This window comes from Flavobacterium granuli, from assembly GCF_031456055.1.
GTDB classification, from domain to species: Bacteria; Bacteroidota; Bacteroidia; order Flavobacteriales; family Flavobacteriaceae; genus Flavobacterium; species Flavobacterium granuli_A.
The window spans coordinates 315,174-328,158 of record NZ_JAVDTX010000004.1 but is presented as its reverse complement, the minus strand read 5'-3'; the positions used below and the strand labels follow the sequence as shown (position 1 = coordinate 328,158).

The following is a 12,985-nucleotide window of genomic DNA, read 5'->3' as shown; positions in this document are numbered from 1 at the left end:
TACAAAATATTAAAAGTCACACAATGCAAGAAATGAACAAAAAACTAAATTGCGTCTTATTGATTGACGATGATTTTGCCACTAATTTCATTAACAAAAAAATCATACAAAAGACCAACATTACAGAACATATCCAAATAGCTTTAAATGGTAAAGAGGGCATTGACTATCTTTGTAAAAGAGGAAAGTTTGAATCCGTGGGTAATGAATTTCCACAGCCTCAATTGATTTTATTGGATATCAATATGCCCGTTATGGATGGCTGGGAATTTATCGAAGCCTATAAAAACTTGGATTTGGAAAACAAAGACGATATCGTTGTTGTGATGCTCAGCAGCTCTTTCAACCCTGCCGATAAATCTAAAGCCGAATCCATAGCTGAAATAGTCGCTTTTAAACAAAAGCCTATGAGCAGAGATGCTTTGTTTGAAATTATCGAAAAAGTTTTTCCAAACCTAATTGCTCAAAATGCACTCTAAAATAGTGTTACTTATTATATTATTAACCGCAAAGCACATAGAAACTTTGCGGTTAATTAATTTTTAGGGTTTAATAATTAGCACAGATGGCGTATTATTTAGCCAAGTGCTGTGGGAATCTATTAGTTTTTTCCAACTTTCAAGGCTAATAATCATTAAATCCTGTTGCTCCAGAAATTCTTTTTTGATTGTTCTTTCCTGCATCATCATGATATGATTCGGTGCTATTTGTTCTATCGAACGAACAGATTCTTGAATTTCCCTACTATTTCTGATTTGTCCATCAGCATCGAGAATCGTAATTTGGGAACCATTATTATGTATCAATTTTTGTGCATACTCCATCAAGAATCCATCTTCCTTTGTGAAAATTGGCATAAACACACGATTTATTTCTTCCAGCTCTTTATCTACAAGAATTCCAACGGGCATTTTGCTATTGGCTATAATTTGCCTTGTTCTTTCATCAAAAGGGGAGTTTTCAAATAATCCTTCTTTTCCAGTGATTTTATCAATCAAACGGTCGGGATTGATAATTCTCGTTGTAAAACCGAGTACTTTTCCAAGTAATGTTCCTTCAAAAATCGAGTGTCCCAAGCCAACTAATAACAAATCATATTCACCATGATTGGCAGTCTCTGCTATTTCAGAATCTATGTCATTGGACACTTTAAAAAGAGTGACAATTTTTTGATTCAGATTTTCCGATTCTGAAAGAACAGGCAAAAAGGTTTCCTTTTCATAATCCTTGACATCAAAGGAATGCAACTCGGAACTCAATGACAAATGCATTGCGGTAACAATCGTGTTTCCTCCTTGTTTCTTAACTAAACTGTTGGCTACTTTCAATAATGTTCTTCCTTTGTCGGGTGCCGCAAAAGAAATAAGAATTTTGTACTTGCCTTTGCTACTAATTTCTTCAGGGATAATCGTAGGTTTATCGCTAAAAATATACTTTATAAAATCCAAAGCCGGCCCTGTCATAAACGTTGTCACCAAAGCCATAATCACCATCATCGTAAAAATTTGTGTTGACAAAACACCCAAATCATACCCAATATTCAGTACGACTAATTCCATCAAACCTCTTGTATTCATTAATGTTCCTATAGACAAGCTATCCTTCCAACTATGACCTACAAACTTCGCGGCAAGTGCACTTCCAAAGAATTTACCCACGACAGCAACCAAAATAATAACTCCTGTAACTTTCCATAAATAAGGATCATCAATCAATCCAATTTGAGTTCTTAAACCTGTAAAAACAAAGAACAAAGGAAGTAAGACAACCACCGAAACATCTTCAATTTTTTCGATAAAAATAGAACGGAATTTATTGTTTTCCGGCATGATTGCCCCGGCCAAGAAGGCGCCAAACAAAGCATGAATCCCTATCAATTCAGAAACATAAGCAGAAAGCAATAAAGTCAAAAAGAAGATTGCTACAACTGGCTTACTTAGACTTTCTCTTGTTGAACTCAAATCACCAACTTTTTTCAGAAAAGGTCGAACCACTTTCAGCATCAGCAGTACATAGAATATAGCCAATACGATAACATATAAAGAACTAGTAAACGAACCAGCCTTTACAATAGCAATTACTGCCGCCAAAATGCACCATGCAGTAATATCATCTGCTGCTGCACAGGTAATAACAATTGCTCCCAATTTTGTCTTGTGAATTCCGCGTTCACGAACGATCCCTGCCAAAACAGGAAACGCAGTAATACTCATGGCAATTCCCAAAAACAATCCAAAAGAAATAAATTCAATTCCTTGGGGAGCAAAAGAATGATAAATAAAATATGCCAAGCTCACACCTAACGCAAAAGGAATAATAATACTAGCGTGGCTGATGACTACTGCATCATGAGCTTTGTTTCTAAGGGCTTTCAAATCGAGCTCCATACCAATGACATACATGAAAAGGATTAATCCGATTTGACTTAAAAACTGGAGATTTCCCAACGAATCCTTTGGAAACAGCGCCGCCGAAAATTCAGGAAAATACATCCCGATCAAAGAGGGGCCTAAAACAATACCAGCAATCATTTCACCCACTACAGTTGGCTGTCCAATTTTTCTGGAAACCCATCCAAAAAAACGAGCAACCAAAAGAATTGTTATAATTTGTGCCAAAAGAATAGCCAATGGATGTTGCAAATTGTGAATCATCGACGTTTTAAAATCATTCCAATATCCATTTTCTATATGATGAGGAACAATATTTCGTCCAGCTTCCAGCATTTTCCCTTTAAGAATAATCCAATAGATTAATCCGGAAAAACCACCTATAATAGTCAAATAAAAAAAAGAATTTTTGATACTCTTCATATAGCACTCTTTTAAATTAAGTTAAATTTTCATGCAAATATGAGAACTGATTTTTGAGGGATAAAACTTATTCGAGTCAAATTTTAAGCGAATGTAACAAGACAGCAAAACTTTGTAATAAGTTAGATTTTCACTTTTGCCAAAAAATCTTGACGGTAGATATCACTCAAAACCAACACGGTTTGTTTGCCGTTTTTTTCATGAAAAGAGAGTGTAATCTCATTGTGATTGAAATACTGCACCGCCTTTAATGCAATAATTTCTTTTTTATTAATTCTGCAAAAATCGGATTTACGAAGCTGATTTAATAACGATCCAAAATTGATGTTTTTAAGAATTAAAAGACTGCCGTCAGCCAAAAACACTTCCTTATCCCGGCTATCAACAGCTGCTGTTTTGATATATTGAATCTGGTCAAAATAAAGCAGTGCCTTTCCTTTATCGGTATTTAAATGAATGAATTTCTTAGAGTTGTCAAGCTTTTGAAATCGCTCCAAAGCTTTGGAAACAGCTTTTTCCAAACGCTCTTTGGTAACGGGTTTGGTGACATAATCCACAGCATTTATATCGAATGCTTCGGCGGCGTAATTTTTGTAGGCAGTGGTAAAAATCACTAATTTATCTTTTAACAAATTAGCTAAAGTCAACCCGTCGATCCCCGGCATTTCGATATCTGAAATACACAAATCAAAATCGAGATTGGGAACATCCTCTAGTAATTTCTGGGGATCATTAAATGCTTTTACGATTTCTAATTCTGGAATTTGCTCACAAAGCATTTTCAGGTAAGTCAAACCCGGCAATTCATCGTCAAGTAGTAAACATTTGATTTTTGTATTCAAGCAGATTGATTTTTAAATGCGCAACATAAATATCATTTTCGACAAATTTATCCAATTTGAACTGATTTTTGTATATAATTTTCAGTCGTTGTTCCAATGTAGATGCTCCAATTCCACTTCTTTCTTTTTTTAAGGCTTTTTTCTCCGAAATTTTATTGGAAACCGTCAAATAGAAACAATTGTCCTTAAATTCAAATAGTATAGAAATAAAGGCATCGGCACTTTGCAAATCGGCATGCTTAAAAGCATTTTCAATTAAATCAATCGAAATCAACGGTGCCAAAAGATTCTGTTCATATAGTTTTTCACCCTCTTTAATCTTCGTTTTTACTTTCAATTCAAAAAGAGGACTCACTTTAATTTTGTTAATTTCAACCAGATTTAATGCAAACTGAATTTCTTCTTTTGGGGAAACAAACTTTTTTTGGCTTTCATACAAAATATAATCCAAAACATTCGCCAATTTATCCAAAGCAAAATAGGTTTGGTACGCATGCGATTGAATCGAATTGAGAATATTCTTGAAAAGATGAGGATTTAGTTTGGATTCCAATGTTTCCAACTGCAGATTATTCACTTTCATTTCAAGTAAATCAAATTTCTCTTCAACACTTTTTTTGGCTTTCCCGGATTGAATCAATCGGTAAACAAGATAACTAAGCACCACGATAAATGCCAGAATAATTACCAGCAACGCATATATAATGCTATTGTTTTCTTGTGTATTACCCATTTTATATTTGATTTGAAATAATTTAAAAGCCTATTTACTTTTAATGAGCCGATACAAATTTCAACCCGATTATAGACGATATCAAAGTAAACAAGAAGAAGAGTCTCCAGAAAGTAGCAGGCTCTTTGAATACAAAAATACCAACCAAAACAGTTCCAACGGCTCCAACTCCTGTCCATACTGCATAAGCCGTACCAATTGGCAAGGTTTGGGTCGCTTTGTATAATAAAGCCATGCTAATTGAAAGAGCTACAAAAAAACCAACCATCCATAAAGTCGAGGTCATTCCCGAAGTCTCTTTGGCTTTGCCCAAACATGTTGCAAAACCTACTTCAAAAAAACCGGCTATAATAAGTAAAATCCAATTCATAATTTAAGGTTTAATAATTAATACCGATGGCACTCCGCTTAACCAAACTGGACGAGTATCCAATAAGTCTTTCCAGCTCTCCAAACTTACAATCATTAAATCCTGTTCGATTAAAAACTCGTTTTCAAGAAGAGATTCAGTATCCAGAATAACATTGTTTGGAAACTTTTGTTTTAAAGAACCGAGAGCACTTGCAATTACGAAATTCGATTGCATATGACCATTAATGTCCAAAAAGGAGACAATAGCATTATTATTAAAAATTATTTTTTGGGCATAATCAATCAAAAAAGAATCTTCGGATCCGTATATCGGAACAAAAACCTGATTCACTTCTTTCAAATCTTTGTCAATCAAAACCCCTAAAGGCATTTTGACTCTCAAAACAATTTGTCGTGTTCTTTCATCAAATGGTGAATTCACGAACAAGCCTTCTTTACCCGTAAATTTATCCAACAACCTTTCAGGATTAATGATTCGGGAAGTAAATCCAATTACTTTACCTAGTAAAGTACCTTCAAATATGGATTTCCCCAATCCAACCAATAACAAATCGTACTCTCCTTGATTGGCAATATCAATTATTTCTGTATCAATATCAATTGTCGCTTTGAAAATAGTAGTGATTTCTTGTTTCAAAACAACTGCTTCTTTCATTATCGGATTAAAGCTGCTTTTCTCTTTATCTTCCATGTTGAAAGTATGCATTTCATCACTCAAGGACAAATGCAATGCCGTAATAGAAGAGGTTTCTTTTTGTTTTTTTACCAAGCTATTTGCCAATCGCAACAACGATTTTCCTTTTTCATTATTCCCAAAAGAAATCAAAACTCTGTACTTGTTGTGATTTACTTCTTCATCATGATCAACAATATCACTGGTTTTAAAAATGTAATTGATTAAATCCAATGCTGGTCCTGTCATGAAAGTCGTCACCAAAGCCATGATTACCATCATCGTAAATACTTCGGAAGTAAGAACGCCAAGAGCGAGTCCAATATTCAGTACAATCAATTCCATCAAACCCCTTGTATTCATCAAAGCTCCAATGACAAGACTATTTCTCCAGCTTTGCCCAACGAATTTTGCTGCCAAAGCGCTTCCAAAAAACTTACCCACTACGGCTACAAGAATGATAAAACCTGTTACTTTCCATAAATAAGGCTCGTTTAACAAACCTATTTCGGTACGCAAACCTGTGAATACAAAGAACAAAGGCAATAACAATATTACGGATACATCTTCGACTTTTGAAATAAAAACAGTTCTGAATTTAGGGACATCAGGCATAATGGCACCCATCATAAAAGCGCCAAACAAAGCGTGAATCCCAACTAATTCTGTTGCATAGGAAGATATAATCAATATCAAAAAGAAAATAGCGACAACGGGTTTACTCAAACTGTCTTTGGATCCATACAAATCTCCGATTCGTTTCAAGAAGGGCTTTACCAGATAGATCATCACTACCACATAAAGTGCCGCCAATAAAATAATATACATCGAACTTTCAAAAGTTCCGGCTTTTACAATTGCAATTACTACAGCCAATAAACACCAAGCCGTAATATCATCGGCAGCGGCACAGGTGATTGCAATAGCACCTAATTTAGTTTTATGCATGCCTCTTTCCTGGACAATTCGTGCCAAAACCGGAAAGGCAGTTATACTCATTGCAATTCCCATAAACAAACTAAAGGAAAGAAATTTAACTCCCTCTGGAGCAAAACGATCGTAAACAAAATAGGCTAGTCCAATTCCTAATGCAAACGGAATAACAATACTCGCATGACTGATAACGATAGCTTCTTTAGCCCTGTTTTTTAACACCTTGATATCGAGTTCCATTCCAATTACGAACATAAAAAGTATCAACCCTATTTGACTCAAAAACTTTAAGTTTTCTAAGGAATTGGCAGGGAAAAGTGCATGGAAAAATTCAGGGAAATACAAACCTAATAAGGAGGGACCTAATGCAATTCCGGCAATAATCTCTCCAATTACAGAAGGTTGTCCAATTTTTTTGAAAAACCAACCAAAAAGGCGGGCAACAAGGATAATCATTATAATTTGTGCCAACAAAATCGCCAAAGGATCTTGCACGTTATGAATCATTGAAGTAAGAAAATCGTCCCAGGAACTGACACTTGACTCTTTATGAATTATAGTTTTATTCCCCTCAAGATGCTTGCCTTCTTTTATAATCCAATACATTAAAGCGGTAAAACCTCCTGTAACTCCTAAATAAAATATAGTATTCTTGTACTTTTTCATACCAATATCAATGCGCAAATTAATTTTATAAAACAAAGATGAGAAAAACTAACCTATTAATTATAAAACATAGAAAAATAGTAACTAAAATTTAATTCTGCCGATAACCTGCGCTCAAAAAAGAAAAAATAACTTTACCAATAAGGAAGGCTTTATTTCTAAAGGTTTACTAAATTTGCACCTTTAAAAATTTGAAGATGAAAAAATGGTTAAGCTTAGGATTTTGGGAATTAATTGCCAGAGTTGTAATCAGAAACAAGACACTAATGCTATCGTTAATTGCGTTAGTCACAGTGCTTTTGGCAATGCAATGGAAAAACATCCATTTCACCCATACAGAAGCTAATCTACTACCTGCCGACAATATTGTCAATATCGAATACAATGCTTTTTTGAATAAATTTGGTGAGGAAGGCAACTTGATTGTCATTGGCGTAAAAAACAACGCTATTTTCACTCCAAAAGTTTATGCGTCATGGGTAAAATTGATGAATACCATAAAATCAAACAAAGATGTTGATTTGGTTATTTCATTGAATGACATGAAAAAACTGCAAAAAAATGAAACCGAGGAAAAATTCGAATTGGTTCCGTTTATTGACCAAAGCAAAACCCAAGATAAAGAATATCTACAAAAAATTAAACACGACCTTTTTAACAACTTGCCTTTTTACGAAGGATTACTTTTCAATAAAAAATCTGGAAGCATCCGCTCTGCAATTTATCTCGACAAAAAAATTGTAAACACCATTGAGCGAAAAGATTATGTGCTATACAAACTGATTCCGGCAATAAAAGTATTCGAAAAAGAAACCAACATTAAACTTCGTGTTTCTGGAATGCCCTACATACGAACGCTGAATGCGCAAACCATCCTAAATGAAATTGGACTTTTCATTGGAGCTGCTTTATTCATAACCTCACTATTGTTCTTTTACTTTTTTAGAAGTTTTAGAGCCACGATGATTTCGCTTTTCATTGTAATCATTAGTGTAATGTGGTCTTTTGGGATTTTGGGATTATTAAATTATGAGATTACGGTACTAACCGCAATGGTACCAACGTTGATGATTGTAATTGGAATTCCAAACTGCATTTTCCTGACCAACAAATACCATCAAGAATACAAAATTCACGGAAACAAAGCCAAAGCCATACAGCGTGTAACCACCAAAGTAGGAATGGCGATGTTGATGACCAATGTCACAACTGCGATTGGATTTTTCACTTTCATCACTTCCAATAACAAACTGCTCATCGAGTTCGGGAATGTAACTTCCATCAACATTTTGATGCTGTTCATACTCTGCATTATTGCTATTCCAATTTTACACAGTTATATACCAGCTCCAAAAGAAAGACATTTAGAGCATTTGGATCGTAATTCCATCAAGCTTTTTATGGATTGGATTCTGAGAAACGTAAAATATAACCGTTTCTCTATTTATGCAGTAGCTATCAGTCTTTTGGTCATCAGCATCATAGGAATCTATAAACTGCGTATTTCTGGAAGTTTAATCGAAGACATGCCCAAGAAAGAAGAATTCTTCAAGGATATTATTTTTTTCGAAAAAGAGTTTGACGGAGTGATGCCATTAGAAATAATGATTGACACCAAACGCAAAAAAGGAATCATGAAATTATCTACTTTGAAGAAAATGGATGAACTTCAAAAAACAATTGAAGAAATTCCAGAACTTTCAAAACCGATTTCTATTGTCAATCTGGTTAAATATTCCAAACAGGCTTATTACAACGGTAATCCTGATTATTATGAGTTGCCTACTTCACAGGAGCAAGCCTTTATTTTGTCCTACGCCAAAAACGCTACAAAGAATTCCAAAGAGAATTTGATGAAGAGTTATGTTGACAATGAGGGACAAGTGGCTAGAATTACCACGTTTATGCGTGATGAAAGTGGTGGTAGAATCCCAATAATTGAAGCCGAAATACGCAGAAAAGCAGACATACTTTTTCCACCTGACAAATACAATGTCATTATTACGGGAAAAGCCTTAGTTTTCCAAAAAGGAACTGGATATTTACTTGACAATTTACTTTCTTCTTTGGTGTTTGCCTTTTTCTTGACAGCGCTTTTGATTGCATTTATGTTTCGCTCTTTCAAAATGGTGTTGGTTTCGATAATTCCAAACCTCTTGCCTTTGCTACTTACTGCAGGAATCATGGGCTTTCTGGACATTCCATTAAAACCATCAACAATTTTGGTTTTCGGTATCGCATTTGGTCTTTCGGTCGATGACACGGTTCGGTTCTTGGCTCAATACCGGGAAGAGTTAAAGAAAAACGACTGGAAAATAAAGAAATCCGTATATGCAACCTTCAGCGAATCAGGGCTGAGTATGTTTTACACTTCGATTGTTTTGTTCTTCGGATTCTCTGTATTTATGCTTTCAAGTTTTGGGGGAACTATTGCCCTTGGAGGATTGATTTCATTAACTTTATTATTCGGAATGTTATCCAATTTGATGTTACTTCCAGCATTGGTATTGACATTAAACAAAACAATTGCCAACGAACAGGAATTTATCGAACCTAAAATTGAAGTTCTTGAATTCACCGACGAAGAAATTGATAATTTTGAAAAAAAATCAGAGTAAACATATAGCTATAGAGCAATGTTCTTAAACTATCAAAGCTACATCCGTAAAAAGATGTAGCTTTTTATTTTAAACCAACTTTAATTCGCCAAATTCCTAAATCATCCCGAAATTCTAGTCCTGATAACCCAATTGCTCACGCAATTATCTTTTCCTTTTTTCTTCAAAAAGTAAAAGATATAGAGGATAGCAGGAAATTGCTCCTTAATACACTATATCTCACAATGACAATTTCAAACAAATCCTTTATATTTGCATCTAGATTAAAACACTGATTTTTGTTTTGATCTAAATTTAAAATCTAAAATTAAAATGAGACACACAAAAGTTAAAGACTTACTAAACAGTACAACGACGTTACAGGAAATTAATGCAAAAGGTTGGGTTAGAACTTTTAGGAATAATCAGTTTATTGCTTTAAATGATGGTTCTACCATTAATAATATACAATGTGTTGTCGATTTTGAGAACACTCCGGACGAAACTTTGAAGAGAATTACAACTGGAGCCGCAGTATCGGTAACCGGAAGTTTAGTGGAGAGCAAAGGTGCAGGACAAAAATATGAGATTCAGGTAAACAAACTGGAAATCCTTGGCGACTCGGATGCCGAGAAATTCCCAATGCAACCAAAGAAACATTCCTTGGAATTCTTGCGTGAAAATGCACATTTGCGTGTACGTACGAATGCTTTTGGAGCAATTATGCGTGTGCGTTCGGTTTTGTCATTTGCGGTACACAGCTATTTTCAACAAAAAGGTTTTGTTTACGTAAATACACCAATCATAACAGGAGCTGATGCAGAAGGTGCCGGTGAAATGTTCCAAGTGACTTCATTGCCATTGGACAATTTACCAAAAACAGAAGAAGGCAATATTGACTATAAAAAAGATTTCTTCGGGAAACATACGAACTTAACGGTTTCCGGACAATTGGAAGGAGAAACTTTCGCAATGGCTTTGGGACAGATTTATACTTTTGGACCAACATTTAGAGCTGAAAACTCCAATACTTCACGCCATTTGGCTGAATTTTGGATGATTGAACCAGAGGTGGCTTTCAATGATTTGAATGACAATATGGATCTTGCCGAAGATTTTATTAAATATGTAGTGAAATACGCGGTTGACAATTGCGGTGATGATTTAAAATTCTTGGAAGGTCGTTTGATCGAAGAAGAAAAATCAAAACCACAGGCTGACAGAAGCGAAATGCCTTTATTGGAAAAATTAGGTTTTGTTATGAATAACGATTTCAAACGTGTTTCATATACTGAAGCAGTTGATATCCTAAGAGATTCCACTCCAAACAAAAAGAAAAAATTTCAATATATCATTAACGAATGGGGAGCTGATTTACAATCAGAACACGAGCGTTATTTGGTGGAGAAACACTTTAAATGTCCGGTAATCTTGTTTGATTACCCAGCAAATATCAAAGCATTTTATATGCGTTTGAACGAAGATGGAAAAACAGTTCGCGCGATGGATATCCTTTTCCCTGGAATTGGAGAAATCGTGGGAGGTTCTCAAAGAGAAGAGCGTTTTGATGTTTTGGTAGAAAAAATGAAAGCCTTAGGAATTGACGAAGAAGAATTATGGTGGTACTTGGATACTAGAAGATTCGGTTCTGCAGTTCACTCTGGTTTTGGACTTGGATTCGAAAGATTGGTACTTTTTGTAACAGGAATGACAAACATACGTGACGTAATTCCCTTTCCAAGAACACCACAGAATGCTGAATTTTAAAAATTTGTTTCAAGTTTTAAGTTTCAGGTTTCAAGTTGATAGACGTTGTCAACTTGAAACCTGAAACCTGAAACCTTAAACTTTTTAAACAATAAATAAATGCTAAAGCAATTTTTAAATTTAAAAATATCACAGAAATTATCTCCACAACAAATCCAGTTGATGAAGTTAATTCAGTTGCCGACGCAAGCATTTGAGCAAAGATTGTTGGAAGAAATGAATGAGAATCCTGCTCTTGAATCTGGAAAAGAGGAGGACAATTATGAAAAAGACGAATACGACAACGAAGAATATGACGACTACGACGATTCGGAAGCAGACAGAGTAGAAGCCGAAGATATCAACATAGACGAATACCTAAACGACGAAACCCCCGATTACAAAACGCAGGCCAACAATTACAGCGATGACGATGAAACCAAAGAAACGCCATTTGCTGCAACGATAAGTTTTCATCAAGACCTCATCAATCAATTGAACACTTTCATTCTGAATGATGAAGAACGTGATATTGCAGAATTTTTGGTAGGGAGCATTGACGACATGGGATATATCCGAAGAAGCGTTGCTGACTTAGTCGACGACATGGCATTCACCCAAGGACTTTACACTACCGAAAAACAAGTTGAATCCATTTTGCATATCATTCACGAACTCGAGCCAACAGGCGTTGGAGCCAGAGATTTACAGGAATGTTTATTGTTACAGCTAAAGCATAAAACCCCAACTGAATCGGTTGAATTGGCAACAAACATCATCGAACAACAATTTGATTCTTTCGTGAGAAAGCATTATGACAAATTGATTCAGAAATTTAGCATTTCCAATGAACAGCTTAGAAATGCCATCCACGAAATTGAAAGACTAAATCCAAAACCTGGAGGGTCTTTTTCCGGAAACAACAAAATCACCGAAAACGTAGTTCCAGATTTCACCATTCGAATTGTTGATGGAGATTTAGAACTTACATTGAATGGCAGAAATGCCCCTTCCCTGCACGTTTCCAAAGATTATCAGGAAATGATGCAGACCTACAAAGAATCGAAGGACAAATCGCATTCGCAAAAAGATGCAGTACAGTTTATCAAACAAAAACTGGATTCGGCCAAATGGTTTATAGATGCAATCAAGCAGCGCCAAGACACTTTGTACGTGACGATGAACGCCATAATGCATTATCAAAAAGATTATCTGCTTGAGGGTGATGAAACGCGATTGAAACCGATGATCCTAAAAGACATTGCCGATATGGTCGGACTTGACATATCAACAGTTTCCAGAGTCGCAAACAGTAAATATGTAGAAACTCCTTATGGCACAAAGCTGATAAAAGAATTCTTTTCGGAAGCGATGAAAAATGATCAAGGAGAAGAAGTCTCAACAATTGAAATCAAAAGAATCCTGCAAAATACCATCGAAGAAGAAGATAAAAAAAATCCACTTCCCGATGATCTTTTGGCTGAAATTCTCAAAGAAAAAGGATATCCAATCGCACGAAGAACGATTGCAAAATACCGCGAACAATTGGAAATTCCTGTTGCCCGTATGAGAAAAAAATTATAAACACCGTTTTGATCTTTAACACCCCT

Annotated in this window: 9 protein-coding genes; 4 read left to right on the top strand and 5 right to left on the bottom strand. The window is 35.3% G+C overall.

Features of this window, described 5'->3' with window-relative positions:
* Positions 1-23: 23 nt before the first annotated feature.
* Positions 24-479, top strand: coding sequence for a response regulator (locus J2W95_RS10335; protein ID WP_310006632.1), 456 nt, complete (start codon positions 24-26; stop codon positions 477-479).
* 63 nt (positions 480-542) lie between these two features.
* On the opposite strand, the gene J2W95_RS10330 is transcribed toward J2W95_RS10335, so the two are convergent.
* The 5 genes from J2W95_RS10330 to J2W95_RS10310 all read right to left on the bottom strand — a co-directional run bounded on the left by J2W95_RS10330 (position 543) and on the right by J2W95_RS10310 (position 7,032).
* Entirely contained in the window at positions 543-2,813 is a 2,271-nt protein-coding gene (locus J2W95_RS10330; RefSeq protein ID WP_310006631.1) for a cation:proton antiporter, read from the bottom strand.
* Between the two features lie 122 nt (positions 2,814-2,935).
* Positions 2,936-3,655 (bottom strand): LytR/AlgR family response regulator transcription factor, encoded by a 720-nt coding sequence (locus tag J2W95_RS10325; RefSeq protein ID WP_310006629.1) that lies wholly within the window; start codon positions 3,653-3,655, stop codon positions 2,936-2,938.
* Positions 3,624-4,388 (bottom strand): sensor histidine kinase, encoded by a 765-nt coding sequence (locus J2W95_RS10320; protein ID WP_310006627.1) that lies wholly within the window; start codon positions 4,386-4,388, stop codon positions 3,624-3,626. Before J2W95_RS10320 ends, J2W95_RS10325 begins: the two co-directional genes overlap by 32 nt.
* Positions 4,389-4,428: 40 nt before the next feature.
* Positions 4,429-4,758: a DMT family transporter gene (locus J2W95_RS10315; RefSeq protein ID WP_310006626.1), complete on the bottom strand. Its 330-nt coding sequence runs from the start codon at positions 4,756-4,758 to the stop codon at positions 4,429-4,431.
* Positions 4,759-4,761: 3 nt separating this feature from the next.
* Positions 4,762-7,032, bottom strand: a complete 2,271-nt coding sequence (locus J2W95_RS10310) for a cation:proton antiporter (RefSeq protein ID WP_310006624.1) — start codon at positions 7,030-7,032, stop codon at positions 4,762-4,764.
* 197 nt (positions 7,033-7,229) lie between these two features.
* Here J2W95_RS10310 and J2W95_RS10305 point away from each other — a divergent pair, with 197 nt between their 5' ends.
* From J2W95_RS10305 to rpoN, 3 genes are all read left to right on the top strand, one after another.
* Positions 7,230-9,650 (top strand): efflux RND transporter permease subunit, encoded by a 2,421-nt coding sequence (locus J2W95_RS10305; RefSeq protein WP_310006622.1) that lies wholly within the window; start codon positions 7,230-7,232, stop codon positions 9,648-9,650.
* Between the two features lie 312 nt (positions 9,651-9,962).
* Positions 9,963-11,396 carry an asparagine--tRNA ligase gene (gene asnS / locus J2W95_RS10300; protein WP_310006620.1) on the top strand — a complete coding sequence of 478 codons (1,434 nt, stop codon included), beginning with the start codon at positions 9,963-9,965 and terminating at the stop codon, positions 11,394-11,396.
* A 99-nt stretch (positions 11,397-11,495) separates the two neighbouring features.
* A complete protein-coding gene (gene rpoN / locus J2W95_RS10295) occupies positions 11,496-12,959 on the top strand; it encodes an RNA polymerase factor sigma-54 (RefSeq protein WP_310006618.1) in 1,464 nt (487 codons plus the stop codon).
* The last annotated feature ends 26 nt before the right edge of the window (positions 12,960-12,985 follow it).

What these genes read in the sequence shown, in the direction of transcription:
- J2W95_RS10335 (WP_310006632.1), top strand. Translation starts at nt 24, where the DNA reads ATGCAAGAAATGAACAAAAAACTAAATTGCGTCTTATTGATTGACGAT.
- J2W95_RS10330 (WP_310006631.1), bottom strand. Translation starts at nt 2,813, where the DNA reads ATGAAGAGTATCAAAAATTCTTTTTTTTATTTGACTATTATAGGTGGT.
- J2W95_RS10320 (WP_310006627.1), bottom strand. Translation starts at nt 4,388, where the DNA reads ATGGGTAATACACAAGAAAACAATAGCATTATATATGCGTTGCTGGTA.
- J2W95_RS10315 (WP_310006626.1), bottom strand. Translation starts at nt 4,758, where the DNA reads ATGAATTGGATTTTACTTATTATAGCCGGTTTTTTTGAAGTAGGTTTT.
- J2W95_RS10310 (WP_310006624.1), bottom strand. Translation starts at nt 7,032, where the DNA reads ATGAAAAAGTACAAGAATACTATATTTTATTTAGGAGTTACAGGAGGT.
- J2W95_RS10305 (WP_310006622.1), top strand. Translation starts at nt 7,230, where the DNA reads ATGAAAAAATGGTTAAGCTTAGGATTTTGGGAATTAATTGCCAGAGTT.
- asnS (WP_310006620.1), top strand. Translation starts at nt 9,963, where the DNA reads ATGAGACACACAAAAGTTAAAGACTTACTAAACAGTACAACGACGTTA.
- rpoN (WP_310006618.1), top strand. Translation starts at nt 11,496, where the DNA reads ATGCTAAAGCAATTTTTAAATTTAAAAATATCACAGAAATTATCTCCA.